This window comes from Streptomyces sp. NPDC003284 (genome assembly GCF_053589675.1).
The window spans coordinates 440,419-465,196 of the sequence record NZ_JBSFSI010000001.1 but is presented as its reverse complement, the minus strand read 5'-3'; the positions used below and the strand labels follow the sequence as shown (position 1 = coordinate 465,196).

The 24,778-nt window shown below is 73.9% G+C and carries 32 protein-coding genes and 1 tRNA gene; 13 read left to right on the top strand and 20 right to left on the bottom strand.

Features of this window, described 5'->3' with window-relative positions; genetic code table 11:
- The first annotated feature begins 42 nt into the window (after positions 1-42).
- The 3 genes from ACWDYF_RS02120 (at position 43) to ACWDYF_RS02110 (ending at position 2,501) form a co-directional block, all read left to right on the top strand.
- Positions 43-615 (top strand): GlcG/HbpS family heme-binding protein, encoded by a 573-nt coding sequence (locus ACWDYF_RS02120; RefSeq protein WP_018566750.1) that lies wholly within the window; start codon positions 43-45, stop codon positions 613-615.
- 75 nt (positions 616-690) lie between these two features.
- Positions 691-1,338: an ankyrin repeat domain-containing protein gene (locus tag ACWDYF_RS02115; RefSeq protein ID WP_389463459.1), complete on the top strand. Its 648-nt coding sequence runs from the start codon at positions 691-693 to the stop codon at positions 1,336-1,338.
- Positions 1,335-2,501: a YncE family protein gene (locus tag ACWDYF_RS02110; RefSeq protein WP_389463456.1), complete on the top strand. Its 1,167-nt coding sequence runs from the start codon at positions 1,335-1,337 to the stop codon at positions 2,499-2,501. The genes ACWDYF_RS02115 and ACWDYF_RS02110 overlap by 4 nt, the downstream gene beginning before the upstream one ends.
- A 21-nt stretch (positions 2,502-2,522) precedes the next feature.
- Here the strand turns inward: ACWDYF_RS02110 and ACWDYF_RS02105 are convergent, their stop codons facing one another.
- The 4 genes from ACWDYF_RS02105 to ACWDYF_RS02090 all read right to left on the bottom strand — a co-directional run bounded on the left by ACWDYF_RS02105 (position 2,523) and on the right by ACWDYF_RS02090 (position 4,970).
- On the bottom strand, positions 2,523-3,092 hold the full coding sequence (locus tag ACWDYF_RS02105; RefSeq protein ID WP_389463453.1) for a nucleoside deaminase: 570 nt from the start codon (positions 3,090-3,092) through the stop codon (positions 2,523-2,525).
- 14 nt (positions 3,093-3,106) lie between these two features.
- Entirely contained in the window at positions 3,107-3,607 is a 501-nt protein-coding gene (locus tag ACWDYF_RS02100) for a nucleoside deaminase (RefSeq protein ID WP_381739187.1), read from the bottom strand.
- A gap of 149 nt (positions 3,608-3,756) precedes the next feature.
- Entirely contained in the window at positions 3,757-4,227 is a 471-nt protein-coding gene (cynS, locus tag ACWDYF_RS02095; protein ID WP_018566755.1) for a cyanase, read from the bottom strand.
- A 128-nt stretch (positions 4,228-4,355) separates the two neighbouring features.
- Positions 4,356-4,970 (bottom strand): carbonic anhydrase, encoded by a 615-nt coding sequence (locus ACWDYF_RS02090; protein ID WP_389463448.1) that lies wholly within the window; start codon positions 4,968-4,970, stop codon positions 4,356-4,358.
- Positions 4,971-5,162: 192 nt separating this feature from the next.
- On the opposite strand from ACWDYF_RS02090, the gene cynR reads away from it, so the two are divergent.
- The 3 genes from cynR (at position 5,163) to ACWDYF_RS02075 (ending at position 7,111) form a co-directional block, all read left to right on the top strand.
- Complete coding sequence (gene cynR, locus ACWDYF_RS02085; protein ID WP_389463446.1) at positions 5,163-6,101, top strand: transcriptional regulator CynR; 939 nt, start codon at positions 5,163-5,165, stop codon at positions 6,099-6,101.
- A 121-nt stretch (positions 6,102-6,222) separates the two neighbouring features.
- Positions 6,223-6,669: a hypothetical protein gene (locus ACWDYF_RS02080; protein WP_389463443.1), complete on the top strand. Its 447-nt coding sequence runs from the start codon at positions 6,223-6,225 to the stop codon at positions 6,667-6,669.
- A 31-nt stretch (positions 6,670-6,700) separates the two neighbouring features.
- Positions 6,701-7,111 (top strand): hypothetical protein, encoded by a 411-nt coding sequence (locus tag ACWDYF_RS02075; RefSeq protein ID WP_389463440.1) that lies wholly within the window; start codon positions 6,701-6,703, stop codon positions 7,109-7,111.
- A gap of 63 nt (positions 7,112-7,174) precedes the next feature.
- On the opposite strand, the gene rpsR is transcribed toward ACWDYF_RS02075, so the two are convergent.
- The 4 genes from rpsR to rpmG form a co-directional block, all read right to left on the bottom strand.
- The gene (rpsR, locus tag ACWDYF_RS02070) at positions 7,175-7,417 is read right to left on the bottom strand and encodes a 30S ribosomal protein S18 (RefSeq protein ID WP_037889850.1); all 243 of its coding nucleotides are present in this window, start codon (positions 7,415-7,417) and stop codon (positions 7,175-7,177) included.
- 86 nt (positions 7,418-7,503) lie between these two features.
- Positions 7,504-8,679 carry a CobW family GTP-binding protein gene (locus tag ACWDYF_RS02065; RefSeq protein ID WP_389463438.1) on the bottom strand — a complete coding sequence of 392 codons (1,176 nt, stop codon included), beginning with the start codon at positions 8,677-8,679 and terminating at the stop codon, positions 7,504-7,506.
- Positions 8,676-9,005 (bottom strand): type B 50S ribosomal protein L31, encoded by a 330-nt coding sequence (locus ACWDYF_RS02060; RefSeq protein WP_389463436.1) that lies wholly within the window; start codon positions 9,003-9,005, stop codon positions 8,676-8,678. The genes ACWDYF_RS02065 and ACWDYF_RS02060 overlap by 4 nt, the downstream gene beginning before the upstream one ends.
- Before the next feature lie 5 nt (positions 9,006-9,010).
- Positions 9,011-9,175, bottom strand: coding sequence for a 50S ribosomal protein L33 (rpmG, locus tag ACWDYF_RS02055; RefSeq protein WP_026252351.1), 165 nt, complete (start codon positions 9,173-9,175; stop codon positions 9,011-9,013).
- An 81-nt stretch (positions 9,176-9,256) separates the two neighbouring features.
- Between rpmG and rpmB the strand changes: the two genes are divergently transcribed.
- Together rpmB and rpsN are read left to right on the top strand one after the other, a co-directional pair.
- Positions 9,257-9,493: a 50S ribosomal protein L28 gene (gene rpmB / locus ACWDYF_RS02050; protein ID WP_018566764.1), complete on the top strand. Its 237-nt coding sequence runs from the start codon at positions 9,257-9,259 to the stop codon at positions 9,491-9,493.
- Complete coding sequence (rpsN, locus tag ACWDYF_RS02045) at positions 9,493-9,798, top strand: 30S ribosomal protein S14 (RefSeq protein WP_389463433.1); 306 nt, start codon at positions 9,493-9,495, stop codon at positions 9,796-9,798. The genes rpmB and rpsN overlap by 1 nt, the downstream gene beginning before the upstream one ends.
- Before the next feature lie 139 nt (positions 9,799-9,937).
- Here rpsN and ACWDYF_RS02040 read toward each other — a convergent pair whose 3' ends face one another.
- Positions 9,938-10,432 (bottom strand): pyridoxamine 5'-phosphate oxidase family protein, encoded by a 495-nt coding sequence (locus ACWDYF_RS02040; RefSeq protein WP_389463430.1) that lies wholly within the window; start codon positions 10,430-10,432, stop codon positions 9,938-9,940.
- Between the two features lie 212 nt (positions 10,433-10,644).
- On the opposite strand from ACWDYF_RS02040, the gene ACWDYF_RS02035 reads away from it, so the two are divergent.
- From ACWDYF_RS02035 to ACWDYF_RS02025, 3 genes are all read left to right on the top strand, one after another.
- Entirely contained in the window at positions 10,645-11,154 is a 510-nt protein-coding gene (locus ACWDYF_RS02035) for a MauE/DoxX family redox-associated membrane protein (RefSeq protein WP_389463427.1), read from the top strand.
- Positions 11,155-11,208: 54 nt separating this feature from the next.
- Positions 11,209-12,003, top strand: coding sequence for a DsbA family protein (locus tag ACWDYF_RS02030; protein WP_389463425.1), 795 nt, complete (start codon positions 11,209-11,211; stop codon positions 12,001-12,003).
- Positions 12,004-12,067: 64 nt separating this feature from the next.
- A complete protein-coding gene (locus ACWDYF_RS02025) occupies positions 12,068-12,628 on the top strand; it encodes a GNAT family N-acetyltransferase (RefSeq protein WP_389463423.1) in 561 nt (186 codons plus the stop codon).
- 105 nt (positions 12,629-12,733) lie between these two features.
- On the opposite strand, the gene ACWDYF_RS02020 is transcribed toward ACWDYF_RS02025, so the two are convergent.
- Positions 12,734-12,807: transfer RNA gene (locus tag ACWDYF_RS02020), tRNA-Pro, on the bottom strand.
- Positions 12,808-12,957: 150 nt separating this feature from the next.
- On the opposite strand from ACWDYF_RS02020, the gene ACWDYF_RS02015 reads away from it, so the two are divergent.
- Together ACWDYF_RS02015 and ACWDYF_RS02010 are read left to right on the top strand one after the other, a co-directional pair.
- Positions 12,958-13,665: a thiamine pyrophosphate-dependent enzyme gene (locus ACWDYF_RS02015; RefSeq protein ID WP_037889834.1), complete on the top strand. Its 708-nt coding sequence runs from the start codon at positions 12,958-12,960 to the stop codon at positions 13,663-13,665.
- 80 nt (positions 13,666-13,745) lie between these two features.
- Positions 13,746-14,660, top strand: a complete 915-nt coding sequence (locus tag ACWDYF_RS02010; protein ID WP_389463420.1) for a transketolase family protein — start codon at positions 13,746-13,748, stop codon at positions 14,658-14,660.
- Between the two features lie 13 nt (positions 14,661-14,673).
- Here ACWDYF_RS02010 and ACWDYF_RS02005 read toward each other — a convergent pair whose 3' ends face one another.
- The 10 genes from ACWDYF_RS02005 to ACWDYF_RS01960 form a co-directional block, all read right to left on the bottom strand.
- Positions 14,674-16,029: an MFS transporter gene (locus ACWDYF_RS02005; protein ID WP_389463418.1), complete on the bottom strand. Its 1,356-nt coding sequence runs from the start codon at positions 16,027-16,029 to the stop codon at positions 14,674-14,676.
- 245 nt (positions 16,030-16,274) lie between these two features.
- On the bottom strand, positions 16,275-16,634 hold the full coding sequence (locus tag ACWDYF_RS02000) for an MmcQ/YjbR family DNA-binding protein (RefSeq protein WP_064536385.1): 360 nt from the start codon (positions 16,632-16,634) through the stop codon (positions 16,275-16,277).
- A 153-nt stretch (positions 16,635-16,787) separates the two neighbouring features.
- A complete protein-coding gene (locus ACWDYF_RS01995) occupies positions 16,788-17,690 on the bottom strand; it encodes a LysR family transcriptional regulator (protein WP_018566778.1) in 903 nt (300 codons plus the stop codon).
- Between the two features lie 45 nt (positions 17,691-17,735).
- Complete coding sequence (locus ACWDYF_RS01990; protein WP_381739220.1) at positions 17,736-18,929, bottom strand: glycine C-acetyltransferase; 1,194 nt, start codon at positions 18,927-18,929, stop codon at positions 17,736-17,738.
- 109 nt (positions 18,930-19,038) lie between these two features.
- A complete protein-coding gene (gene tdh / locus ACWDYF_RS01985; RefSeq protein ID WP_389463414.1) occupies positions 19,039-20,067 on the bottom strand; it encodes an L-threonine 3-dehydrogenase in 1,029 nt (342 codons plus the stop codon).
- 209 nt (positions 20,068-20,276) lie between these two features.
- Positions 20,277-20,969: a GAF domain-containing protein gene (locus tag ACWDYF_RS01980; protein ID WP_389463412.1), complete on the bottom strand. Its 693-nt coding sequence runs from the start codon at positions 20,967-20,969 to the stop codon at positions 20,277-20,279.
- Positions 20,970-21,097: 128 nt separating this feature from the next.
- Positions 21,098-21,796: a GTP-binding protein gene (locus ACWDYF_RS01975; RefSeq protein WP_381739225.1), complete on the bottom strand. Its 699-nt coding sequence runs from the start codon at positions 21,794-21,796 to the stop codon at positions 21,098-21,100.
- Complete coding sequence (locus ACWDYF_RS01970; protein WP_381739227.1) at positions 21,774-22,151, bottom strand: DUF742 domain-containing protein; 378 nt, start codon at positions 22,149-22,151, stop codon at positions 21,774-21,776. The genes ACWDYF_RS01975 and ACWDYF_RS01970 overlap by 23 nt, the downstream gene beginning before the upstream one ends.
- A complete protein-coding gene (locus ACWDYF_RS01965; RefSeq protein ID WP_018566784.1) occupies positions 22,148-22,582 on the bottom strand; it encodes a roadblock/LC7 domain-containing protein in 435 nt (144 codons plus the stop codon). Before ACWDYF_RS01965 ends, ACWDYF_RS01970 begins: the two co-directional genes overlap by 4 nt.
- Before the next feature lie 119 nt (positions 22,583-22,701).
- Positions 22,702-24,654: a sensor histidine kinase gene (locus tag ACWDYF_RS01960; RefSeq protein ID WP_389463406.1), complete on the bottom strand. Its 1,953-nt coding sequence runs from the start codon at positions 24,652-24,654 to the stop codon at positions 22,702-22,704.
- Positions 24,655-24,778 lie beyond the last annotated feature (124 nt).

Sequence of the window (24,778 nt, the reverse complement as noted above, 5' to 3'; positions counted from 1 at the left end):
CGGACAGCACCGCGCCACGACACCACCGGGGAGTTGCCCGTCATGCAGCACAAGGCCAAGAAGTTCTCCACCCGCGCCAGGACCGTCACCGCCGTGGCGGCCGTGGCGGCGGTCGGTGCCGGGGTGGCCGGCGCGGTGTCCGCCTCCGCCGACACCCCGGCCGCCGCCCCCGTCGCGGCGACCGCCGCGGTGAAGGGCAGGGCCACGACCACCAGCACCCATCTGACGGTCGAGGCCGCCACCGACGCCGCGCGGGCGGCCCTCAAGGCGGCGCAGAAGGAGGGCCAGCGGGTGACCGTCGCGGTGGTGGACCGCAACGGCAACACGGTCGTCACCCTGCGCGGGGACGGCGCCGGTCCGCAGTCCTACGACTCCGCGATCAAGAAGGCGTACACCGCCGTGTCCTGGAACGCCCCCACCTCCCAGCTGGTCAAGCGCCTGGACGGGGCGCCCACCCTCAAGGACATCCCGGGCACCCTGTTCCTCGCGGGCGGCGCCCCGGTCGCGTACGAGAACGCGCCGATCGCGGGCGTCGGCGTGGCGGGCGCGCCCTCCGGCGACCTGGACGAGAAGTTCGCCCAGGCCGGCGTGGCGGCGATCAGCAACGGCCGCTGACCCCGGCTCCCACCGCCCGCCCGCGGCCCAGCACACTCGTTCCTGTCCGCTGCCACCCCGTGGAGGAGTTCCGTCGTGGCCAAGAAGTCGATTTCCCCGGCCGACCGCGCCCTGCTGGACGCCGCGCGGCGCGGTGACACCGCCGCCGTACGCGCCGCGCTGGACGCGGGCGCCCGGCTGGAGGCACGCGACGAGGACGGCCGTACACCGCTCCTGCGGGCGGCCCTCGCCGACCAGGTCGCCGCCGCCGAGGCGCTGGTCGGCGCGGGCGCGGACGTGAACGCGCAGGACGCCCGGCAGGACAGCGCCTGGCTGGTGACCGGGGTGACCGGCAGCGTGGCGATGATGCGCGCGCTGCTGCCCGGCGGCCCGGACCTGACGCTGACCAACCGGTTCGGCGGGGTGTCCGTGATCCCGGCGAGCGAGCGCGGCCATGTGGCGTACGTACGGGCGGTGCTGGCAGAGACGGACATCGACGTGAATCACGTCAACCGGCTCTGCTGGACCGCCCTGCTGGAGGCGGTGATCCTCGGCGACGGCGGACGCACCCACCAGGAGGTGGTGGAGGTGCTGCTCGCGGCGGGCGCCGACCCGCTGCTGCCGGACGGCGACGGCACGACGGCGCTCGCCCACGCGGAGCGCCGGGGTTTCGCGGGGATCGCGGCCGTCCTGCGGGAGGCCGAGGGGCGGCCGGGTCCGGGCGGCCGGGAGGCAGGGCGATGACGCGGCCGGGGCCGGGGGCCGGGGCATCGCGGGCGTCGGCGGTGCTGGCCGCGCTGACGGCCTGTGCGGTGCTCGCCGGATGCGCGGCGGACGCCGGGCGCGACGACGGTGCGGGCGCTCCCGCCCGTGCTCCCGCCGCGACGGCCGGTCCCGCGGACCCGTCCCCGGCGGGCGCGCTGCCCGAAGGCGCCCTGCTGGTGACCGACTTCGGCGCCGACACGGTGACCTTCGTCGACCCGGCGCGCCGCGGCCGCGCGGCCGTACTGGGCTCGGTGACCGTGGGCACGGCTCCGTACGGCGTCGCACCGGGCGCCGACGGCATGGCGTGGGTGGCGACGGCCGAGGGCGTGGCGGTCGTGGACACCGGGGCCCGGCGCCGCGTCGCGCTGATCCGGTACGCCACGGCCACGGGCCCGGTGACCACCGGTGAGTACCGGGGCGGCGGCATGGGCATCGCGCTGTCCCCGGACGGCACGCGGGTGTACGTCGGGGTGAACGTCCCCGGCGGTGACGGCACCCTGGAAGTGATCGACACGCGCCGTCGCGCGGTGGTGCGGACCGTGCCGGTGGGGCGCCGCCCCTTCGACGTCGACGTCTCGCGCGACGGCCGCCAGGTCTATGCCACCGGGCACGACTCGTTCGACGTCACGGTCGTCGACACCGGCACCTGGTCCGCGCGCCGCGTCGAGGTGGCCCCGTACGGCACCGAGGGCGGCCTCGGCTCATGGCTGAAGCCGCACTACGCGGCCGTACGGCCGTCCGACGGGGCGCTGCTGCTGCCGTTCGAGGGCGAGCGGCTCGCGGTGGTGGACCCCCGCTCCGGCCGGGTCCGGGTCGAGCCCATGACCGCCGACACCCATCAGCACGGGGTCACGATCGGCGCGGACGGCACGCTGTACGTGGTCGGCACCGGGCCGATCGATCCGTCCCGGGACCGGGGGCCGTCACTGACGGTGCGCTCCCCCGGCGGCCGTGAGCGGGTCGTCCCGCTCGACGGGCCGCACGAGGACGTCGCCGTGTCGGCGGACGGCCGGACCGCCTATGTGTCGGGCGGCTTCACCCGGGACGGACACTGGGACGGGATCAGCGTCGTCGACCTCGGCACGGGCCGCGTCACCCGGCTGACGGCCGGTCACCGGCCGCTGGGCATCGCGGTGTTGTAGCCGCGCACGGGCGTCGGCCAGTCACGAGCCGTCCGTGCGCCGCCGGTGGAACTCGTGGTGCAGCGCGCGCAGCCGGGAGGTGAGCGCCGGGGCGGGCCCGCGCACGTCGAGGCCGGGCACCACGTCCCGCAGCGGCAGACAGCGCACCGGGGACGGCGGCGCGTCCAGGGCGGTCAGCCACTCGGTCAGCTCGGCGGCCGAGTGGGCGTAGACGACGGTCCCGAGCCCGGCCCAGCCGTGGGCGGCGGCGCACATGGCGCAGTGCTCGCCCGAGGTGAAGACGGTCGCCGCCGCCCGCTCGCGCGCGTCGAGATGCTCGACGGCCCAGCGCACCAGGGCGAACTCGGGGTGCCGGGTGCGGTCGCCCAGGGTGTGCACCCGGTTGCGGTCCTCCGCCAGGATCCGCCCGTCGCCGCCGACCAGGAGCGAACCGAACGGCTCGTCCCCGGCGCCGAGCGCCTCGGCCGCCAGGTCGACGGCGCGTTCCAGGTAGGGCAGGTCGGCGGCGGTCGCCTCGGCGGGGCGGCGGGCGGAGGAGCGCCCGGAGGGCTCTCCTCCGGAATCCCTGGTGGACGCTTCGGTGGGGTTCACGGTCGCACCGCCCCTCAGGCGGCCGTGGGGGCACCGGCGACGCGGCGCTCACCGCCGTTGCGCTCCTGCCACAGCCGGTAGACGTCGACGGCGTCCTCGCGCGGCTCGTGCCGCATCGGCAGTCGGCGCTCGCGCCAGTCCTTGGCGAACTCGCCGTAGAAGGTGTCGAGTTCGAAGTACTTGCGGTCGTCGACGTAGTGGGGTTCGTAGGCGTCGCGGGTGGTGAGGAAGACGACCTCGTCCGGCGAGCAGTAGTAGAGCGAGCCCAGGCACATCGGGCAGGGGTGGGCGAGGACGTAGACGGTGGCACCGACGAGGTGTTCCGTGCCGAGCCGGGTGCACGCCTCGCGTACGGCGAGGATCTCGGCGTGGGCGGTGGGGTCGCTGGTCTGGGCGACCTGGTTGGCGCTCTCGGCCAGGATCTCGCCGTCCTTGACGATGACAGTGGCGAACGGGCGCCCGCCCTCGGCGACATTGCGGCGGGCGAGGTCGATGGTGCGCTGTACGAAGTCCATGTGGAGCGGCTTTCGGTGAGTTCTGCGGAGTGAGGGCTCGGGCGGGGCGGCCCCGGACGTCAGGGCGGGCCCGGAGGTCCGGGCGGGGCGGGCCGGGAAGTCGCGGTACGACCGCCCCGGCCCGGCCCCGTACACCGGCGGCCGGGCGGTCAGAAGGGCCTGGTCGGCAGGTACTTGCCGTCCAGGGTGATCACGGCGCGCTCGCCGCCCTCGGGGTCGGCGACCTTCTTCACGTCCAGCTTGAAGTTGATCGCGGAGATGATGCCGTCGCCGAACTGCTCGTGCACGAGTGCCTTGAGCGTGGTGCCGTACACCTGGAGCATCTCGTAGAAGCGGTAGATGGTCGGGTCGGTGGGCACGGCACCGGCCAGGGAGCCGCGGGTCGGGATCGTCCGGAGCAGCGTCACGGCGTCGTCGTCCAGGCCGAGCAGCTCGGCGACGGCCGCGGCGGACCGCTCGGGCAGGGCGTGCTGGCCGAGCACGGCGGCGGTGGTGAAGGCCACGGAGAGGCCGGCCGCGTCCGCGATCTGCTGCCAGCTGAGGTCCTTGCGGATCTTGGCCTCGACGGCGGTGACGGCGAGGGCCTGCCGGGCGGTGGGGTCGAGCTGGGCGTGCGTCATCAGGGGATGTCCTTCCTGGATACAAGGGTGGGGGAACGCCCGGTCCGCCGCGACACGGCGACGGCCGGGAGACAGGGGTGCCCGGAGCCCGGAGAGGGCGGACGGGCGCCGGGGCCGGGGCCCGGCGGTCAGGCCGCCGGAGCCGGGGTGGCCGGGGCAGCCGGGGCGGGGGCAGCGGCGGAGGTGAGGACCTCCACCCCGCCGGTGGCGATGTCGTAGACCCACCCGTGCGCGGTGAGGGTGCCCTCGGCCAGGGCGCGGGCCACGGAGGGGTGGGTGGCGAGGGCCGCCAGCTGGGCGAGCACGTTCTGCCGGACCAGGGCGGTGACGTCCCCGCGCACGGCGGTGCGGGCACGGGAGGCGTCCGCGTGCCGCAGCCATCCGGCGACCGCCGGGACACCGCTGAGGTCGTGCGCCTCGGCCAGCGCCGTCATCGCGCCGCAGCCCGAGTGCCCGCAGATCACGACGTCACGGACGCCGAGGACGGCGACGGCGTACTCGATACCGGCCGCCACCGCGTCGGGGCCCGGTGCGTACGCGGGGACGAGGTTGCCCGCGGTGCGGACGACGAACAGCTCGCCCGGTTCGCTGGCGGTGATCAGTTCGGGGACCACGCGGGCGTCGGAGCAGCCGATGAACAGCGTGTGCGGCGCGTGGTGCCCGGCGAGACGGGCGAACAGGTCCGCCTTGGCGGGATGGACGTGCCGCTGGAATCGCGAGACGCCCTCGGCGAGGTCACGCATGGGGGCACTCCCTTCGGTGGGTCTGCGGTGGGCCTTCGGCGGGTCCCTCGATGGGCCCGGCCGGTCGGCCTCGATGCATCCACCCTGCATGACCTGTACCTATAGTGTCCAAGACGCAATACTCATGCCTGCCATTGCTGATATCTATACTTGGCCGCGACCCGACTCCCGCCCGGCCCTACAGTGGCGTCCATGGCCCTGGAACTGCGTCATCTGCGCTATCTGCTCGCCGTGGCCGAGCACGGCAGCTTCACCCGCGCCGCGGAGGAGCTGCGCATCTCGCAGCCGACCCTCTCCCAGCAGGTCAGGCAGCTGGAGCGGACCGTGGGCGCACAGCTGCTCGACCGGACCGGCCGTAGCGTGCGGCTCACCGACGCCGGTGAGACCTACGCGCTGCACGCCCGCCGGGCCCTCAGGGACCTGGCCGCCGCCGAGCGCGCCGTCCGGGACGTCCGCGACCTCACGCGCGGCCACCTCCGCCTGGCCGTGACGCCCACCTTCACCGCGTATCTGGTGGGCCCCCTGGTCGCCGGACTGCACACCCGGCACCCGGGCGTCACCCTGGATCTGAAGGAGATGACCCAGGACCGCATCGAGTCGGCGCTGCTCGCCGACGACATCGACCTCGGCATCGCCTTCGCGGGCACCCATCTGCCCGGGATCACCGCGACGACCCTGTTCACCGAGACCCTGAGCCTGGTCACCGGTGCCCGCACCCCGGAGGACGGCCCGCCCCGCCCGCTACCGATCCACGAACTGACGGGCTATCACCTAGGTTTGCTCAGCGGTGACTTCGCCACCCGAGGCCACATCGACGCCCACTTCGCGGCCCACGGGGTGCGCCCGCGCATCGCGGTCGAGGCCAACTCCGTCCAGGCCCTCGTCGAGATCGTGCGCCGCACGACGATCAGCACCGTGCTCCCCGACGCCATCACCCACGACCATCGCCACCTCACCCCCGTCCCCCTCACCCCCGCCCTCCCCGCCCGCACCGTCACCCTCCTGCGCCGGGGCAACGCCTACGAGACCGCCGCCGCCCAGGCGTTCACCCGCCTCACCCACGACATCGTCCGCAACCGGGGCTACGCCGACGCGGCGGACCACGCCGCCCCGCCCCCACCCCTACCCTGAGTCCATTTATGGGCAGAACTGTCCGGATCATGCACATGCCTGCTAGCGTGCGTGCCGACCGGCGGGGCATGACGCCTCGTCAACCGGCAAGGGGGACACCGGTACTGTGAGAATCAAGGCAGTGACAGCCAAGGGAATCGCGGTGCTCGCCGCCGCTCTCGCCGCAGCGACCACCGGGCTGACCGGTCCGGCGGCGGCCGCCCAGCAGTTTCCCTCTGGGGACTCGGGAGGGTTCCGGGTGGACTGGAGCGGTCAGTGGGTCAATGCGCGGCGGATGGAAGACATCACGCTCCAGTTGTGCGACGCGAGCCCGGCCGACAAGAACAAGGCGACGGCCCGGCTCCAGGGATATGTGTTCGCGGGCGGCACCTCGAAGATCAGGGTGGCACCGACGGTCTTCCAGGTACCCATCGGTGACAAGAAGTGCTACGCCTGGCGGCATGTCCTCTTGACCTACTTCCAGAACGGGGAACGGCTGGACTACGCGCGCGTCGCCTTCGGCGGCTCCGAGGAGCCGCCGAAGACATCGGCCACCAAGTGGGTGCGCAATCCGTTCGTGGACCCCTGACGCCACCGCCCCGCGATCGGTTGGAGAGCCGATGAAACTCCGCAAGTCGGCGGTCGTCGCCGCCGGTGTCATCGCCCTGGCGGCTCCGGCGGCACTGCCCGCGCACGCCGCACCCGCCGCGCCCGCAACCTGTTTGCTCACGGCGTTCGGCCACGCGATGCCGTACGTCTGCGGAAGCAGAACCCTGTCGCCCGACTGGGACCACGACGGGCAGCGCGACGAGGTGTTCGCCGTGAGCCCTCCGAACAACTACATCTACCGCATCTCGGCCGGCAGCAACGGCCCTGTCCGGGTCGGCAACGGCCGGGCCGCCACCATGCGCAACTGGGAGATCCGGCCCAGCACGCAGCGGCGCGTGTACGCCGTGACGGCGACGAACCACGTCTACTACTCGTACCTCGGGACCGGCGGCTGGAGCGACTGGTACCCCTACGTTCCTTAGCCGGAGCACGAGTTCGGGAGCTTCGTACGGACAGGTGTCCGTACGAAGCTCCCGCGGCGTCGCCTACCGGGAGCCGTACGGCAGCAGGGCCATCTCACGGGCGTTCTTGACGGCCCGCGCCATCCGGCGCTGCTGCTGCCGCGTCACCCCGGACACCCGGCGGCTGCGGATCTTGCCCCGGTCGGAGAGGAACTTCCGCAGCAGATCGGTGTCCTTGTAGTCGATGAAGGTGATACCGGCGGCGTCCAGCGGGTTGGCGCGGCGGCGCTCGGGATGCTTCCGGCCGGTGGTGGCGGGGCGGGGCATGGCGTGGTGCGGTCCTTTCCTCAGGTGATGGTGCGGGGACGGGCGGGCGGGATTCCCGGTTCCCGGGCCGGGCCGGGGGCGGTCCGTCAGACCACCGGGTCGAGCAAGTCGTCGAAGGCGTGCGGGAGTTGTTGCCAGCGTTCCCGGCCCGCCGCGTACTCCTCGTCGGTGAGCAGACAGGCGTCGAGCACGGCCGCCAGGCCGTCCCGGTCCAGGCCGGGCGAGGTGAAGCTGAGGTGCTGGCAGCGGTCGCCGTGCGCGGGATGCCAGTCCACGGCGGCGGCGAGACGGCGTTCGGCGGGCACCATCTCCCAGGCCGCGTCGGGCAGGGCGGCCAGCCAGGGGCCCGCCGATTCGACACACAGCGCACCGCCCGCCGCGTCCCAGGTGAGCAGGGTGTCAGGGCGGTCCGCCAGCCAGAACCGCCCGCGGCTGCGGGCGGCGGCGCAGGTCAGGTCCTCCAGTGCCGCGTAGAGGCGCTGCGGGTGGAAGGGGCGTTCGCGCCGCCAGACGAAGGTGCCGACGCCGTGCTCGTCGCAGTCCTGCGGCAGCAGCGCGCAGGCCGGGTGCACCCGGGCCGCCGCCGCTGTCACGTCGAAGCCCGCCAGCAGCGCGTCCGCCAGGGCGCCGCCGTCCGCCCGCACCTTGCGTGCGCCCGGGGTGAGTTGGACGAGCAGGGCGTGGTCGGTGTCGTCGGCGGCCTCGACGTGCGGTCCGGCCTGCGTGCCCTCGACGACGGCGATGACTGTGGGGTACTCCAGTTGCCGGGCGAAGGTGTCGGCGACCGTGCGCTGGTCGGTGGGGGCGGCGGCGAGCCCGATGTCGGCGAGGTCGTCGCCGTTGGCGAGGTAGGGCAGCACGAGGGCCGGGTCGACCGCGGTGGCGGTCCCCGTGAGGACCAGCGGTCCGTCCGCTGCGGCGATGACCGGGGCCATGGCCTGGGGCTCCACGGAGTCCCACAGCTCCACGACGGCCAGGCGGTACCGGCCCTCCTCGGCCAGCCGCAGCAGTTCGGGGAGCAGGTCCTCCCGGAGCGCGCAGCAGGCGCAGTCGTTCACCAGGGGTGCTTCGCCGCTGCTCAGAGTGGCGCCCGCGTCCCGTACGGTGCGGCGCACCGCGCGGTCGGCGGCGGCCGTCAGGTCGTGGTGGAGCGCGACCGAGCCGGGAACCGTGCGCAGGATCTGTTCGACGGCGGTCCGGCGGGCGTCGGCGTGCAGTCCGGCGACGATCGCGACGGGCAGGCGTCCCTGACGGCCGATCACTGTCCGCCTCCGGTAAGGCCGTTGTGCCCCGCGTCGCCACGTCCGCCGTCACGTCCGCCACGTCCGCCACCGCCACGGCCGCCCTCTCGGGCGTAGCGCCGCTGGAAGCGTTCGACACGTCCGGCGGTGTCCAGGACCCGCTGGGTGCCGGTGTAGAAGGGGTGGCTCGCCGAGGAGATCTCGACGTCGATCACCGGGTAGGTGTGACCGTCCTCCCACTCGACGGTCCTGTCGCTCGTCGCCGTCGACCTGGTCAGGAAGGCGAAGCCGGCCGCGCGGTCACGGAAGACGACCGGGCCGTACTCGGGGTGGATTCCGGGCTTCATCGCGCTCAGCGCTCCTCTCGGAAGTCGACGTGGCGGCCGACGACCGGATCGTACTTGCGCAGGGTGAGCCGGTCGGGGTCGTTCCGGCGGTTCTTGCGGGTCACATAGGTGTAGCCGGTGCCGGCGGTGGACCTCAGCTTGATGATCGGGCGCAGTTCGTTACGGGCCATGGACGGCACCATACACGTATTGGTTTTCATTTTCATTAAGCTGCTAGAGTGCCGCCCCGGTACCAAGGAGGAACGAGGAACATGTCAGCACACTGCCAACTCACCGGCCGCCGGCCCGGCTTCGGGCACCAGATCTCGCACTCGCACCGGCGCACCAAGCGCCGCTTCGACCCCAACATCCAGCACAAGCGCTACTGGCTGCCCAGCGAGGGCCGCCATGTCCGGCTCACCCTCTCCGCCAAGGGACTCAAGACGGTCGACGCGATCGGCATCGAGGCGGCGGTGGCCCGGATCCGCGCCCGGGGAGGGAAGGTCTGATGGCGAAGAAGAGCAAGATCGCCAAGAACGAGCAGCGGCGCCGCACCGTGGCCCGCTGTGCCGCGCGCCGCGCGGAGCTGAAGGCGGTCCTCGCCTCGCCGGACACCTCCGCCGAGGACCGGGCCGCCGCCCAGCGGGAACTGCGCCGCCAGCCCCGCGACGCCTCCGCCACCCGTGTCCGCAACCGCGACGCCGTGGACGGCCGCCCCCGCGGCCACCTCCGCACCTTCGGCCTGTCCCGCATCCGCGTCCGCGAGCTCGCCCACGCGGGGCAGCTTCCCGGGGTGACCAAGAGCAGTTGGTGATGCGCGTGTGAACGATGCGGGGTGGCGGCGGGCCGCCGGGCCACCGCCTCGCGCAGCGGCCGAGGCCGGTTCCGGGCATCTCCGACCGGAACCGGCCTCGGCGGTGTGACCGGCGGCGGCTGCGCCGAACCGGGCGCTCTCAGGTGACAGGCACGCCAGCGGTGGACGGCCGCCGGTCCAGCCACACCCCGTCCCGCATGACGACTCTCCCCCGCAGCTCCGGCTCGCCGCGCCACGCGCGCACTGTCCTCAGGACCACGCGCACATACACGAAGGACCCTTCCTCCGCGCGAGGGTCCCACCCGAACTTGCCCGCGTACGCCTGCGCGGCCTCCGCGGGCACCTCCTGGTCCGGGAAGCACTCCGCCTCGCCCTGGAGGAGCACCACGTCGAAGGTGTCCGGCAGCGACAGCCGCACGCGCGGCTCCCGGCGGAGATTCCGCACGGTGGCCGAAGAGGCGCCGGTGCACATCCACACCGCCCGCCCGTCCCACAGGAACCACAGCGGCACCTGGTGCGGTCCGTGGTCGGGGTGCGCCGTCGCCACCCATACGTCCCGCTCGGTGCCGAGCCGTTCCAGCACGTCGCGCGTGCGCTCCGCCGTCCGGCGACGGGCGGTTCCCGTGGTCTCCATGGGGACCGACCCTAGCCAGGCGGGCGCGCAGCGCGCCTCAGGCGCCGGACCTACTCCCGACGACCGAGGGACTCCTCCGCCTCCACGTCACCCATAGGCCCGCCTTATGAGGCCATCGAACGGCTGCCGCTACCGGCCCGCTGCGGTCTGGGCGAGGTTGAGACGGCGGACCGGCAAGGCGTCGGTCGCGGCCGAGCGAACAGGAATCCCAGGTGACGACGCGCCTTTCGACCCGTACTCCGGCGCCCGCGCGAGGAGACCGGGTCCGGCGGGCATTGCCGGGCCTCAGCACGGCCGTACGCCTCGCCCTCGCGCTCGTCTGGGGCTGGGCCGGATGGACGAAGATCCAGGACCCGGCCGCGTCCGTCCAGGCGGTACGCGCCTTCCGGATCCTGCCCGAAGCGCTGGTCACTCCGGTCGGCCACGGCTTGCCCGCGCTGGAACTCGCCCTCGCAGGGCTCCTGTTGGCGGGACTGCGGGTCCGGCTCGCCGCGGTGCTGTCCGCGCTGCTGCTCACCGGGTTCCTGGCCGGGATCGTGCAGGCGTGGGCCCGCGGCCTGAGCATCGACTGCGGCTGCTTCGGCGGCGGCGGAGAGGTCGACTCCGCGGACACCCACTACCTCCGGGAAGTCCTCAGGGACGCCGGGCTGCTCGTCCTGAGCGCCTGGGCGGCCCGGTGGCCCGTGAGCCGCTTCTCGCTCGACGCCGCACTCGCACCGTGACGGCGCCCCGCACCTCACCCCTCCCTCACCCCCTCTCTCCCGAACAGGTCCCGCATGAGCAAGTCCACCGCCCGTACCCGGGCCCGTCAGGCACGCGAACGCCTGCGGGCCGAACGCGAACGAGCCGCCCGGCGCTCCCGCCGCAAGCGCAAGGCCGCGGTGAGCGCCGGGGTCGTGGCGGCCCTGGTCACGGTCGTCGCGGGCGCCGTCGTGGTGCAGTCCGGCCGGACGGCGGACAACCGGCCGGTCATCGCGCCCGCGGGTGCCACGGGCGACGAGAAGCTGGTCATCCCCAGCGGCCGGGCGGACGCCCCCGCGACCCTGACGGTCTACGAGGATCCCCGCTGCCCGGGATGCGCCAAGTTCGAGCACGAGCTGCACGCGACGATCAACAAGCTCCAGGACGAGGGCAAGCTGCGCGTCGACTACCACATCCTGTCCTTCGTCGACCGCATCGTCTCCGGCAAGGGGTCGAAGTACGCCGCCAACGCCCTGGCGGCAGCGCAGAACGCGGGGAAGTTCCGCGAGTACCACGACGCCCTCTACGCTTCCCCTCCGCCCTCCGAGAGGGAGGACACCTTCGGGGACAAACAAGCCCTGCTGGACCTCGGGAGGAAGGTCGCCGGGCTGGACATGGTGAAGTTCACCGCCGCGGTCAGCGAGGGCACGCACGACACATGGGTGAAGAAGGTGCAGCAGAAATTCGACCGGCAGACCGCCGTCCGGGCCACACCGGCCGTGTTCCTGAAGGGCAAGAACCTGCTCAAGGACCCGGAACACCCGCTCACCCCCGAGCGGTTGACCCAGTTGGTGGAGGCGGAGTCCTCCCACCGGACACCGGGCCGGTGAGCCGTCGGCGACGGCCGGCCGCCCACGCCGCTGACATCGTCCGGCGGATCTGACAAGGTGGACCATGCCCAACGCCGCGCCATCCCGCTCCGGTTCACCGGGACCGATCGAGTTCAGAGCACTCGGTCACGCCGATCTCCCCCTTCTGCACCGGTGGTTGAGCGCACCTCATGTCCGCGCGTGGTGGCGTGACGCCCTCAGCCCGGAAGAGGTGGAACGCAAGTACGGGCCCCGGATCGACGGGACAGGACCGACCCGCTGCTTCGTCATCGAGGCCGGGGGCGACCCCATCGGAATGATCCAGGGCTACCGCCACGCCGATCTCCCCGCCGGGGACCGCGCCATCGGCATTCCGGCCGCCGCGGGCATCGACTACCTCATCGGCGACGCGTCCCGCTGCGGCCACGGGACCGGTTCGCGGGTGATCTCCGCGTTCGCAGCCGTGCTCTTCCGCCTCCACCCGGACGTCTCCACGATCGTCGCCACTCCCCAGAAGGACAACACCGCATCCTGCCGAGCACTGGAGAAGGCGGGCTTCACCCTGTCCCACGACGCGGTACTCGACACCGGCGATCCCTCGGACAGCGGAGTCAGCGCAGTCTACGCACTCCCCCGGCCGGTCTGAGCCCGGCCCCGGCAGCCACGGGAGTCCCCGGAGCACCGGGCGGCAATGACCGAGGGCCGGTGTCGGATGTCTCCGATACCGGCCCTGATCTGCGACTCTTTCGAGTCGGGACGACAGGATTTGAACCTGCGACCCCTTGACCCCCAGTCAAGTGCGCTACCAAGCTGCGCCACGTCCCGATGCCCGTCTGACCTGGGGTTTCCCCCGGGGTGACGTGCAGGAAAACCATACCGCACTCGGGTTGGTGGTCGCGCACGCCTTTGCCGGGGGCCGAGTGGCCGGATGCGGTGCTTGACCTCAAGTTTGGTCGAGGTTGCACGATCGTCGGCATGACGACCACCGACGAACTCGGGCGCACCCACGGGTACGCCGACCTGCCCCGGCTGATGGGGCTCATGACGGGCGACGAGAAGCACGGTCCGGCGGCCACGTCGACGCTCGATGTGCTGTGGGTCCTCTACGACCGGGTCCTGCGGGTGGGACCGGAGCGGCGGGACGACCCGGAGCGCGACCGGTTCCTGCTCTCCAAGGGGCACGGGCCGATGGCGTACTACGCCGTCCTCGCCGCCAAGGGCTTCCTGCCCGTGGACTGGCTGCCGGGCTTCGGCGCCTACGACTCCCCGCTCGGGCACCATCCGGACCGCACGCTGGTGCCGGGCGCGGAGATCGGCAGCGGCTCGCTGGGGCACGGGCTGCCCCTCGCGGTCGGCTCGGCGCTCGGGCTGCGCGCCCAGGGGCTGCGCGAACCCCGGGTGTGGGTGCTGATCGGGGACGCCGAGCTGGACGAGGGGAGCAACCACGAGGCGATCGCCTTCGCCGGTCCCGCGGGGCTGGACCGGCTGCACACCGTCGTCGTCGACAACTCCTCCGCCAGCCACGCCCGCCCCGGCGGGATCGCGGCCCGCTTCGAGGCGGCCGGCTGGTCGGCGGCGACCGTCGACGGCCGCGACCACGAGGCGCTGTACGACGCGTTCACCGCGCCGCACCCGGGCCGCCCGCACGTGGTGGTGGCGCGGGTGGAGCCGAAGGACTCCTGATGGGGCGGCCGGTCCCCGGCACCCGGATCCGCGCACCCCGAACGCCCCGTACATCCCGAACGCAGAAGGGCTCGACCCCCATGGACACCATGCGTGACCGTTTCGCTCCCGTTGTCACACGCCTCCTCGACGAGGACCCGCGGGTCGCGGTCGTCCTCGCCGAGATCGGCAAGGACGGCTTCGCCGAGGCGCTGCGGCGGCATCCCGACCGCGTGATCAACGTGGGCATCCGCGAGCAGTTGCTCGTCGGCGCCGGTGCGGGCCTCGCGCTGACCGGCATGCGGCCGGTGGTGCACACCTTCGCCAGTTTTCTCGTGGAGCGGCCCTTCGAACAGGTGAAACTGGATCTGGGCCACCAGGGCATGGGCGCGGTGCTGGTGAGCGCGGCGGCCTCGTTCGACTGGCCGGCCGGCGGGTTCACCCATATGGCGCCCGGTGATGTCGCCCTGCTGGACACCCTCGACGGCTGGACCGTCCAGGTGCCCGGCCATCCGGACGAGGCCGAGACGCTGCTGCGGCACGCGGTCGCGGCCGGGGACGACCGGGTCTATGTGCGGCTGTCCGTGCAGTCGAACGCCCGCGGTCGCACGGTCGACGGCGAGCACTTCCTGACGGTGCGCGAGGGCCGTCGCGGGGTCGTGGTCGCGGTCGGGCCGCTGCTGGACGCGGTGCTCGACGCGACGGAGGGCCTGGACGTCACCGTGCTGTACGCGACGACCGTACGGCCGTTCGACGCAGACGCCCTGCGCCGTGCCGTCCGGGGTGCCGGGCCCGACGTGGTGCTCGTCGAGCCGTATCTGGCGGGCACGTCGACCGCGGCGGCGAACGACGCGCTCTCCGCCGTCCCGCACCGGGTCCTGGGCCTCGGGGTGGGCCGGGCCGAACTGCGGCGTTACGGCACGCTCGAGGAGCACACCGCCGCGCACGGCCTCGACGCGGCGTCCCTGCGGGCGCGGATCTCCGCGTTCCTCGGGGCGGGCGCGCCGAGTCGGTGACCGGGACGGGCGGTCAGTGCTTCGCCGGCCGCGCCCGGCGTATGTGAGGGCCGGGCGGGTCGGCGCGTACCAGGCCGCTGATCGCGGGGACGGCGAGCAGCACGACCGGAACGACGACGCTCGCCGCCGCGGACACCAGCAGCACATGGCCCGCGCCGAGGGCGGAGGCAGCGGGTCCGGCGAGCGCCTGGCCCACGGGCATCATGGCGAGGGAGCCCGCCACGTCGTAGGCGTGGATGCGGTTGAGGACGTCCGAGGGGACCTGGGTCTGGACGCTGGTCGCCCACATCACACCCCAGAACGCCTGACCCGCACCGGCGACCGCGGCTCCCGCGGCCATGGCCTCCACGCCGAGGCCCGCGCCGACCGCCGCCGGGAAGCAGCAGAAGGCGAAGAGCGCGACCGCCCCGGCGCGCAGCATCCGGCGCGGGCGCAGCCGCAGCGCGAGGAAACCACCGACGACGGTGCCCGCGCCGAGGGCGGAGTTGATCAGACCGTAGGCACGCGGGCCGTGCTGCTGGACCACCTCGGTGGCCACCAGCGGCACGGTCGGGCCCCATACGGCGATCATGTAGAGGCACCAGACGGCGATGACTCCCCACAGCCAGGCGCGCGAGCGGAACTCCCGCCAGCCCTCGACCAGGTCGGCCCGGAAGGTGCCCCAGCCGGATCCGTGCGCGGCCGCCGCCGGGCGGCTGCCGGGCGGGAGCGGAGGCAGCCTGAGCAGGAGCAGGCACAGCGCGCTGACCGCGTAGGTCGCGGCGTGGGCGGCGAAGACCCCGCCGGGCGAGGCGAAGCCCACGAGGACACCGGCGACGGCCGGGCCCGCGAGCTGGGCGGCGGACTCGGCGATCCGTATCGCGCCGTTGGCGCCCTGGATGTCGGCGGCGAGCCGGGGCACCGTGCTGGCGACGCCCGGCTGGAAGACGGCTCCCGCCACGCCGTTGGCGAGCCCGATGACGCAGATCTCCCAGAGCACCACGTGCCCCGAGTAGAAGAGGACCGCGGCCAGGGACTGGGTGCCGAGCCGCACCAGGTCCGCGCCGATCATCAGCTTGCGGGTGCTGAAGCGGTCGGCGATGACGCCGCCGAAGACCACGAGCCCGGCGAAGGCGGCGGCCGTCGAGGCCATGGCGAGTCCCACCGCGCCCGCGCCGTACCCGTGTTGCAGCAGTCCGGCGGCGAGCGCCACGGGCAGCATGGTGTCGCCCAGCCGGGCGACGGCCCGCGCGACGAAGAACAGCGCGAAGTCCCGTGACCAGACCGGCCTCGCCCCGGGACCGGGTCCGGCCCCGGGTCCGGCTCCGGCCTCGCTCCCGGCACCGGCGACGCTGTCCTGCGGTGACGGCTGTGATGACGTCTCGGTCATCCGTTCGACGCTCCCCTCCCTGGCATGTACCGCCCCCGTGCCCCGTGTCCCCGAATCCCCCGCGCCGTCAGGCCCGTACGGGCTGCCCGCCGTTCCGGTCCCCCGTCCCGGCCCCCGGCCGAAACCCGTTCGCGCCCCGCACCTCCGGATCATGCCATGGCCCACCGACAACGCCCGCGGGATTTTCAGGGAGGGGATCTTCGAAGGCCGGTCCTTCGAAGGCGGGTCATTCGGAGGCGGGCTCTTCAGGGGGCGGCGGGCAGCCCCAGCTCCGGATGGGCCTCCAGGAGCCGGCCCGGGGCGGCCTGGCGCCAGGAGTCCGCGAGGATGTCGCGCAGCTCGGCCTCGTCCTCCAGCGCGGCCAGCCGCACCCTCACCCAGGCGAACTGCGCCTCGTGACCGGCGATCCAGAACTTCCCCGGCTCGGCCAGGACCAGTTCGGCGCGCTCCTCCTTGGGGCAGCGCACGGCGACGGAGGTCTCCTCCTCGGGCAGCGTGGCGAACATCTTGCCCGCGACCCGGAACGTGGGCATGCTCCAGGCCGTCTTCTCCGTCGTGTCCGGCAGGGACAGGGCGATACGGCGTACGTCTTCTGCATCCGGCATGCCCCGCACGCTAGCGGCACCCACTGACAGCCACCCGCCCCGGGCGCGCTCGGCCCGCCCAGCGCTCGGCCCGCTCAGCGCCCGTCCCGCCCGATGCCGCCCCCGTCCCACCCGGTCCTGCCCTGTCCCGCCCTGTCCCGCCCTGTCCCGCCCTCAGGAACGCGCCGCCGCGTGCAGCGCGTCCAGCACCGGCCGGATCAGCGGGTGCTCCTCCGCGCCCCGGCGCACCGCGGCGAAGACGCGCCGGGTGGGCGCGACCCCGTCGACCGGGCGCACGACCACGCCCGTGAGGTCCATGCCGCGCAGCGCGGAGCGCGGGACGAGGGCCACGCCCGCGTCGGCGGCGGCGAGGGCCACGACCGCGCGGAAGTCATCGGACGAATGTTCGATACGCGGCGGGAAGCCCGCGTTCTCGCAGGCCAGCACCGACACGTCATGGCAGGGGTTGCCCGGATACGGGCTGATCCACGCGTCCTTGGCCAGCTCGGCGAGCGGGACCTCGGGGGCGTCCGCCACCCGGTGGGCGACCGGGACCACCACGTCGAAGGGCTCGGCGTAGAGCGGGACGTGGGTCAGGCGCGGGTCGTCGGCGGACGGCGCGCCCCGGTACTCGACGGCGACGGCGACGTCCACCTGCCGGTCCAGCACCATCGGCAGGCTGGCGTCGCCCTCGGCGTCGTGGACGCGGATGCGGATGCCGGGCGCCGACGCGGCCAGCCGGGCGAGTGCCGGGGCGACCACCTCGGCGATGCCGGTGGCGAAGGCGGCCACGGTGACCGTGCCGGCCTCCCCCGAGCCGTAGGCCGCCAGCTCCGCCTCCGCGCGCTCCAGCTGGGCGAGGACCGCGTTGGTGTGGCTGAGCAGGATCTCACCGGCCGGGGTCAGCCGTACGCCCTTGGCGCCGCGTTCCACGAGCCGGTGGCCCGTCTCCTGCTCCAGCGCGGTGAGCTGCTGGGAGACCGCCGAGGGGGTGAGGTAGAGCGCGGCGGCCGCGGCCGTCACCGTACGGTGGTCGGCCACTGCCCGGAGGATGTGCAGCCGCCGCGCTTCGATCATGGAACCGATTATCTCAGGAGTGCGGGACAGGTGTGTCCCCGCAGGTCAGCCGTCCAGCTCGGTACGGGCGGCGACGAAGGCGTCGACCGCGCGGTTGACGTCGGCGGTCGAGTGCGCGGCGGACAGCTGCACGCGGATGCGGGCCTGGCCCTGCGGCACCACCGGGTAGGAGAAGCCGATCACGTACACCCCGCGCTCCAGCAGCAGTTCCGCCATCCGGGCCGCCTCGGCGGCGTCGCCGATCATCACCGGGGCGATGGCGTGGTCGCCGGGCAGCACGTCGAAGCCCGCCTCGGTCATCCGGGAGCGGAACAGCTTGGTGTTCTCGGCCAGCCGGACGCGCAGGTCGTCGGCCGACTCCAGCAGGTCGAGGACCTTCAGGGAGGCCGCCGCGATCACCGGGGCGAGGGTGTTGGAGAACAGGTACGGCCGGGAGCGCTGGCGCAGCAGGGCGACGATCTCGGCGCGGGCGGCGACATAGCCGCCGGAGGCGCCGCCGAGCGCCTTGCCGAGGGTGCCGGTGATGATGTCGACGCGGTCCATGACGCCGTGCAGCTCGGGGGTGCCGCGCCCGCCGGGGCCGACGAAGCCGACGGCGTGCGAGTCGTCCACCATCACCATGGCGTCGTAGCGGTCGGCGAGGTCGCAGATCTCCGCCAGGGGCGCCACGTAGCCGTCCATGGAGAAGACGCCGTCGGTGACGATCAGCCTGCGGCGGGCATCGCCGGCGGCCTTGAGCTGTGCCTCCAGGTCGGCCATGTCGCGGTTGGCGTAGCGCAGGCGGCGGGCCTTGGACAGGCGGATGCCGTCGATGATGGAGGCGTGGTTGAGGGCGTCGGAGATCACCGCGTCCTCGGCCCCGAGCAGGGTCTCGAAGACACCGCCGTTGGCGTCGAAGCAGGAGGAGTAGAGGATCGTGTCCTCCTGGCCGAGGAAGCCCGACAGCCGGGCCTCCAGCTCCTTGTGCACCTCCTGCGTGCCGCAGATGAAGCGCACGGACGCCATGCCGTAGCCCCAGCGGTCCAGGGCCTGGTGGGCGGCGGCCACGACCTCGGGGTGGTCGGCGAGGCCCAGGTAGTTGTTGGCGCAGAAGTTGAGCACCTCGCCGGGCCGGCCGCCCGCGGTGACCTCGACGGTCGCGGACTGCGGGGTGCCGATGACCCGCTCGGGCTTGTGCAGACCGGCGGCACGGATCTCGTCGAGGGTGGCGCGCAGATCGTCACGCACGGAGTCGAACATGGGAAAGCTCCTCGGATGCTTGCCTGAAGGCGAAGGGCTGCCCGCTGCGAAGGCGCAGGACCGGCAGGACGGCCCGCGCCGACGCGAAGGGCACGGTGGCGGGTGCGGGCTACGCGGTCCAGTCCAGGATGACCTTGCCGCCCCGGCCTCCGGCGGCGTCGTCGAAGGCGGCCTCGAAGTCGGCGTAGCCGTACCGGCCGGTGATCACCGGGGCGAGGTCGAGCCCGCCCTCCAGCAGCACCGACATGGCGTACCAGGTCTCGAACATCTCGCGGCCGTAGATGCCCTTGACGGTGATCATCGAGGTGACGATCCGGGCCCAGTCGACCGGGAACTCCTGGGCGGGCAGGCCGAGCATGGCGATCCGGCCGCCGTGCGTCATGTTGGCGATCATGTCGCGCATCGCCTCGGGCCGCCCGGACATCTCCAGGCCGATGTCGAAGCCCTCGCGCAGACCGAGCACGCGCTGCCCGTCGGCGATGGTGGCGCCGCGGACGTCGAGGGCGAGGCTGACCCCTATCTTGCGGGCGATTTCGAGGCGCTCCTCGCTGACGTCGGTGATGACGACGTTGCGGGCGCCCGCGTGCTTGGCGACGGCCGCCGCCATCAGGCCGATCGGCCCGGCGCCGGTGATCAGCACGTCCTCGCCGACCAGCGGGAAGGACAGCGCGGTGTGCACGGCGTTGCCGAACGGGTCGAAGATCGCGGCGATGTCGAGGTCGACGGGGACGCGGTGCACCCACACGTTCCCGGCGGGCAGGGCGACGTACTCGGCGAACGCGCCGTCGCGGCCCACGCCCAGGCCGACCGTGGCGCGGCAGAGGTGGCGGCGCCCGGCCAGGCAGTTGCGGCACTTGCCGCACACGAGGTGGCCCTCGCCGCTGACCCGGTCGCCGGTCTTGATCTCGGTGACGTCGCGGCCGGTGGCGACGACCTCGCCGACGAACTCGTGGCCGACCGTGAGCGGGGTGCGGATCGCCTGCTGCGCCCAGCCGTCCCACGCCCGGATGTGCAGGTCGGTCCCGCAGATGCCGGTCCGCAGGACCTTGATCAGTACGTCACCGGGTCCGACGGCGGGCTCGGGCACGTCCGTGAGCCAGAGCCCCGGCTCCGCCTTCTCCTTGACCAGCGCCTTCACGCTACGGCTCCTGTGGGTCGAGCCCGGTCCGGGTCCGGCGCACGCCGGAGGGACCCGCATCCGGGACGAGGGGGTGGAATCACCTGGCAATCTGCCGTACGCGGGGTGCGCCGGTCCATCGAGGATTTCTTAACCACGGCCACAGCTTTCCTTCACGCCGTCCGGAAGACGGCCCGCGACACGGCCGTGCCCCCGGGTCCCCGGCCGGTTCAGCCCGGCGGCGCACCGTCCGGGCCACCCAGCCTCTCTGGACCGTTCGGACCCTCCGGGCCGTTCGGGCCGTCCGGGCCGCGCTCGGCCTCGCGGCGCCGCAGCCGTCGGCTCAGTTCGGCCGCCGCCGCCTTGATGGTGTCCAGCCCCTCCCGGCCCCACGGCCGCGGCTCGACGTCGACGACGCACACCGTGCCCAGCACCATGCCCGCGCTGTCCACCAGCGGCGCGCCGAGGTAGGAGCGGATGCCGAACTCGTCGACCACCGCGTTGCCCGCGAACCGCGGGTAGTCGCGGACGTCCTCCAGCACCAGCGCCTTGCCGCGCACCAGCACGTGCGGGCAGAAACCCTGGTCGCGCGTCAGACGGCGGCCCAGTTCCCGGTGCGCTCCCGCACCGGCCGCCGGGGCGCCGGGGCGCGGCGGGCCGTGCGGTGCCGGGGCGTCCACGTCCAGCACGTCCCGGGACGGCCGGTGCAGTCCGGCGAAGAACTGCCCGTGCTCGCCAGGGAAGTTGACCATGGCGTACGGCGCCCGGGTGCGTCCGGCGAGCCGGTCGGCGAAGGCGTCGAGGGCCGGTTCGGCGCGCTCGCCCAGGCCCAGTCGGCGCAGCCGCCGGGCACGGGCCGGTGCCTCCCTGTCCTCCGGGGTGAGCAGCAGCCGACCGGCCGGGCGCGGCGGGTCGTAGGTCATCGCCGGGCTCCGGCGTCGTGGGCGTGTGTCATGGACGGGCTCCGTGGCGGGTTCGGGGCAGGGCTCCGTGGCGGTTCGGGACAGCGGCGGGGCCGGGCCCGGGACGTGGTCGCGGCCGGGCGGGGCGGTCACAGGTGGGCGCCGTGGCTGGCCTCCGGTGCGGACGCGTGGGCGATGAGGTGCCGTACGAGGGTCAGCAGGGTCTGGACGCCGGAGCTGGAGATACGGGCGTCGCAGCGCACCACGGGGATCTCCTCGGCGAGGTCGAGCGCGGAGCGGATGTCGTCCAGGCGGTAGCGGTGGGCGCCGTCGAACTCGTTGACGGCGACGATGAAGGCGAGGCCGCGCTGCTCGAAGAAGTCGACGGCGGCGAAGCACTCCCCCAGGCGGCGGGTGTCGGCGAGGATGACCGCGCCGAGGGCGCCCTCCGACAGCTCGTCCCACATGAACCAGAACCGCTCCTGCCCGGGGGTGCCGAACAGGTACAGGACGTGCTCCGCGTCCAGGGTGATCCGGCCGAAGTCCATCGCGACGGTCGTCTCGACCTTGTTCTCGATGCCGTCGAGGCTGTCGGTGTCGGCGCCGGCCGTGGTGAGCAGTTCCTCCGTGCTGAGCGGCGCGATCTCGCTCACCGCGCCGACGAAGGTCGTCTTGCCCACGCCGAACCCGCCCGCCACCAGGATCTTCAGCGCGGTGGGGAAGGGGTCGGCGGGGCCGTCGTCGGCGGCGGGAGGCGGCGGGGCTCCTGTGTACGGGTGGTGCGTCGCCGTGCCGCCGTCGTGGCCCGCGGGGCCGTCGCCGTGGTCAGAGCTGTCGTCGTAGTCCATCGAGCACTGCCTCCAGTAGGGCCCGGTCGGTGGGAAGGTGGGGGGTGACGGGCGGTTTGGTGGTCAGGGCGCCGCAGTCGACGAGGTCGGACAGCAGCACCTTGGCCACCGCCGCGGGCAGCTTCAGGTGGGCGGCCACCTCGGCCACCGAGACCGGGGCCAGGCACAGGTCGAGTGCCTCGCCGTGCTCGGGTCCGAGGTACCCCAGCGGCGTCACCCCGGTCGCCATCACCTGGGACATCAGGTCGAAGGCGATGGTGGGCCGGGTGCGGCCGTTGCTGACCGTGAAAGGGCGCACCAGCCGCCCGGCCGCGTCGTCGAGCCAGGGCCCGTCGCCGGTCACCGCCGCGCTCAAGGCCGCAGCGCCGGGGGTTCGGCGGTGTGCTGGCGGGGCGCGGTCACGAGGTACGGGCGGACGCTCTTGACCAGCATCGCCATCTCGTAGCCGAGCACCGCCGCGTCGGCCTCGCGGCCCGCGAGCACGGCGAGACAGGTGCCGGAACCGGCGGTGCTGACGAACAGCAGGGTCGAGTCGAGTTCGACGACGACCTGCCGCACGTCGCCGCCGTCGCCGAAGCGGATACCGGCGCTGCGGCCGAGGGAGTACAGGCCGGAGGCCAGCGCGGCCATGTGGTCGGCGCTGTCGGGGTCGAGGCCGTGCACGGACTTCACCAGTCCGTCGCAGGACAGCAGGACCGCGCTGGTCGTGTGCGGTACGCGCTGCACGAGGCCGCTCATCAGCCAGTCGAGGTCGGAAACATGGCCGGTCGGCGCATCGCTCGCCATGGTGGATCGACTCCTTGGGGTACGAAGGTCCGGGGGCGCGCCGAAGTTGGGGGCGCAGGCGGGGGGACGAGTGGGGGTCGGGACGGAGGTGTGCGGGCGGGTGGGGGCGGTCGTGCGGGTCATCCGGCGGGCGTGCTCCCGTCGTGGTGCGCGGCCTCGGCCGGCTCCGGGGACGCGTCCTGGCGCTGGCGGGCCTCGGCGAGCCCGATCCCGCGCTGGAAGGCGGCCATCAGACCGGGATCGTGGCCCACGGTGTCGTCGCTGTCCTGGCGGGGCGCGGGGCCGCCGCGCAGCTGGGGCGCGATGTGCTGCTGGGCGCGGCGCCGGGGCAGGCTGGGCGGTTCCATGACGCCGCGCACCACGTCGACGCGCGGCACGGGCAGGACACCGGCGTTCGCCGCCACGGCGGCCCGGTCGTGCGGCCGGATGCCGGGGGCGGCCTCCGCCGGGTTCGCCCGTCCGTCCCGGTCACCGCGTCGCGGCAGGGGCGCGGGCTCCTGGTGGTGGGAGGGCACGGCCGGTTCGGCGTACGGCCCGGCGGCCGCGTGGGTGCCGTCCCCGGCCGGTCCGGGATCCCCGCCCCCGGCGGACGGGACGGGGACGGCGGGCAGGGCCGGTACGCCGCCGTCGCGCGCCGGGACCTGCGGGTGGGCGCCGGGGGTGTCGGGGGCGCCGGGAGTGTCGGCGGCGGGGGTTCCGAACCCGGCAGAGGCGGCGGGGGCGGCGGGGACGCCGTCCCTAGCCGAGTCCTGGGTACCGGCGTAGGGGGCGGCACCGGCCGCACCGGCTCCCCCGGCCCGTGCTCCCGCCCCCGCTCCGGACCTTGCCCCGGCTCCGGCTCCGGCACCGGCCCCGGTGCCGGGCTCCGCTCCGAGCAGCGCCTGCGGCACCACGAGCACCGCCTGCACGCCGCCGTAGATGTTGGTCTGCAACCGGACGTCGATGCCGTGCCGCTTGGCCAGTTGGGAGACGACGAACAGCCCGATACGGCCGTCCGCGAGCAGTCCGGCCACGTCGGCCTGGTCCGGGTCGGCGAGCAGGGTGTTCATCCGGACCTGTTCGCCGACCGGCATGCCGAGGCCCCGGTCCTCCACCTCCACGGCCAGTCCCGAGGTCACCAGGCCCGCGCGCAGCAGCACTTGGGTGTTCGGGGCGGAGAACACCGTGGCGTTCTCGACGAGTTCGGCCAGCAGATGGATGACGTCGGCGACGGCGTGGCCGCGCAGCCGGCCGTCGACGGGCGGGACGAGCTTCACCCGCGAGTACTGCTCGACCTCCGCGATGGCCGAGCGCAGCACCTCGGTCATGGAGACGGGGTGGCTCCACTGACGCCGGGAGACGGCGCCGCCGAGGACGGCGAGGTTCTCGGCGTGGCGGCGGATGCGGGTGGCGAGGTGGTCGACGTGGAAGAGGCCCTTGAGCAGGTCGGGGTCCTCGATCTCGTTCTCCAGCTCGTCGAGGATGGAGATCTCGCGGTGCACCAGGGACTGGAGGCGCCGGGCGAGGTTGAGGAAGACCTCCAGCTTCTGCTCGCTGCCGTCGCGGCCGGAGAGCCGGGCGGCCTGCACGACGGCGTCGACCGCCCCCTCGTGGGCGCGGGCCAGGTCGGCGGCGAGCAGCTCGAACCCGTCGGCGTCACCGGGCGCGCCGCCGGGCGGGGTGCGCGGGGGCAGGGTCTCGCCGTGCCGCAACGCCTCGACGAGCGCGGTCAGTTCGTCCTCGCGGTGCGCGGTGCCGCGGCGCAGCGCGTCGAGCCGCTCGTGCACGGAGGCGGCCGCGCGCCCGGCGGCGACGGCGGCGGTCACGATGCCCGCGACCGTGACCGACAGCGCCCCCGCGAGCACCGCCCACAGGGCGAGGCCGGGCCGGGCGCCGGTGGAGCGCACGGTGAAGAGCACGGCCGCGCCCGCGCCGAGCGCCACCGCCAGGGGCGGCAGCACGGCCAGCCGCAGCAGTTGGGGCCGTATGCGGGGCTCGGGCAGCGAGGGGACGGTGCGGGCCACCGGCCGCCCGTGCCGTCCGCCGCCCTCGCGGCGATCTGCGCGGGCGGCCGGTGCGCGGAGGTGAGACATCTGTTCCTCGTACTGGATTCCGTCGGGCCTGTGCGCTCGCGCGGGAGACGCGAGCGGGCGTACGCCATCGCTGTGCCGGACGGCCAGGCACTGGAGAGCGCCTCTACGTCGTCCGGCGGACACT

Excerpts from the sequence above, each read along its gene's own strand:
- ACWDYF_RS02120 (WP_018566750.1), top strand. The coding sequence starts at position 43 with ATGCAGCACAAGGCCAAGAAGTTCTCCACCCGCGCCAGGACCGTCACC.
- ACWDYF_RS02110 (WP_389463456.1), top strand. The coding sequence starts at position 1,335 with ATGACGCGGCCGGGGCCGGGGGCCGGGGCATCGCGGGCGTCGGCGGTG.
- ACWDYF_RS02100 (WP_381739187.1), bottom strand. The coding sequence starts at position 3,607 with ATGGACTTCGTACAGCGCACCATCGACCTCGCCCGCCGCAATGTCGCC.
- cynS (WP_018566755.1), bottom strand. The coding sequence starts at position 4,227 with ATGACGCACGCCCAGCTCGACCCCACCGCCCGGCAGGCCCTCGCCGTC.
- ACWDYF_RS02090 (WP_389463448.1), bottom strand. The coding sequence starts at position 4,970 with ATGCGTGACCTCGCCGAGGGCGTCTCGCGATTCCAGCGGCACGTCCAT.
- cynR (WP_389463446.1), top strand. The coding sequence starts at position 5,163 with ATGGCCCTGGAACTGCGTCATCTGCGCTATCTGCTCGCCGTGGCCGAG.
- ACWDYF_RS02075 (WP_389463440.1), top strand. The coding sequence starts at position 6,701 with ATGAAACTCCGCAAGTCGGCGGTCGTCGCCGCCGGTGTCATCGCCCTG.
- rpsR (WP_037889850.1), bottom strand. The coding sequence starts at position 7,417 with ATGCCCCGCCCCGCCACCACCGGCCGGAAGCATCCCGAGCGCCGCCGC.
- ACWDYF_RS02060 (WP_389463436.1), bottom strand. The coding sequence starts at position 9,005 with ATGAAGCCCGGAATCCACCCCGAGTACGGCCCGGTCGTCTTCCGTGAC.
- rpmG (WP_026252351.1), bottom strand. The coding sequence starts at position 9,175 with ATGGCCCGTAACGAACTGCGCCCGATCATCAAGCTGAGGTCCACCGCC.
- rpmB (WP_018566764.1), top strand. The coding sequence starts at position 9,257 with ATGTCAGCACACTGCCAACTCACCGGCCGCCGGCCCGGCTTCGGGCAC.
- rpsN (WP_389463433.1), top strand. The coding sequence starts at position 9,493 with ATGGCGAAGAAGAGCAAGATCGCCAAGAACGAGCAGCGGCGCCGCACC.
- ACWDYF_RS02040 (WP_389463430.1), bottom strand. The coding sequence starts at position 10,432 with ATGGAGACCACGGGAACCGCCCGTCGCCGGACGGCGGAGCGCACGCGC.
- ACWDYF_RS02030 (WP_389463425.1), top strand. The coding sequence starts at position 11,209 with ATGAGCAAGTCCACCGCCCGTACCCGGGCCCGTCAGGCACGCGAACGC.
- ACWDYF_RS02025 (WP_389463423.1), top strand. The coding sequence starts at position 12,068 with ATGCCCAACGCCGCGCCATCCCGCTCCGGTTCACCGGGACCGATCGAG.
- ACWDYF_RS02015 (WP_037889834.1), top strand. The coding sequence starts at position 12,958 with ATGACGACCACCGACGAACTCGGGCGCACCCACGGGTACGCCGACCTG.
- ACWDYF_RS02010 (WP_389463420.1), top strand. The coding sequence starts at position 13,746 with ATGGACACCATGCGTGACCGTTTCGCTCCCGTTGTCACACGCCTCCTC.
- ACWDYF_RS02005 (WP_389463418.1), bottom strand. The coding sequence starts at position 16,029 with ATGACCGAGACGTCATCACAGCCGTCACCGCAGGACAGCGTCGCCGGT.
- ACWDYF_RS02000 (WP_064536385.1), bottom strand. The coding sequence starts at position 16,634 with ATGCCGGATGCAGAAGACGTACGCCGTATCGCCCTGTCCCTGCCGGAC.
- ACWDYF_RS01995 (WP_018566778.1), bottom strand. The coding sequence starts at position 17,690 with ATGATCGAAGCGCGGCGGCTGCACATCCTCCGGGCAGTGGCCGACCAC.
- ACWDYF_RS01990 (WP_381739220.1), bottom strand. The coding sequence starts at position 18,929 with ATGTTCGACTCCGTGCGTGACGATCTGCGCGCCACCCTCGACGAGATC.
- ACWDYF_RS01980 (WP_389463412.1), bottom strand. The coding sequence starts at position 20,969 with ATGACCTACGACCCGCCGCGCCCGGCCGGTCGGCTGCTGCTCACCCCG.
- ACWDYF_RS01975 (WP_381739225.1), bottom strand. The coding sequence starts at position 21,796 with ATGGACTACGACGACAGCTCTGACCACGGCGACGGCCCCGCGGGCCAC.
- ACWDYF_RS01965 (WP_018566784.1), bottom strand. The coding sequence starts at position 22,582 with ATGGCGAGCGATGCGCCGACCGGCCATGTTTCCGACCTCGACTGGCTG.
- ACWDYF_RS01960 (WP_389463406.1), bottom strand. The coding sequence starts at position 24,654 with ATGTCTCACCTCCGCGCACCGGCCGCCCGCGCAGATCGCCGCGAGGGC.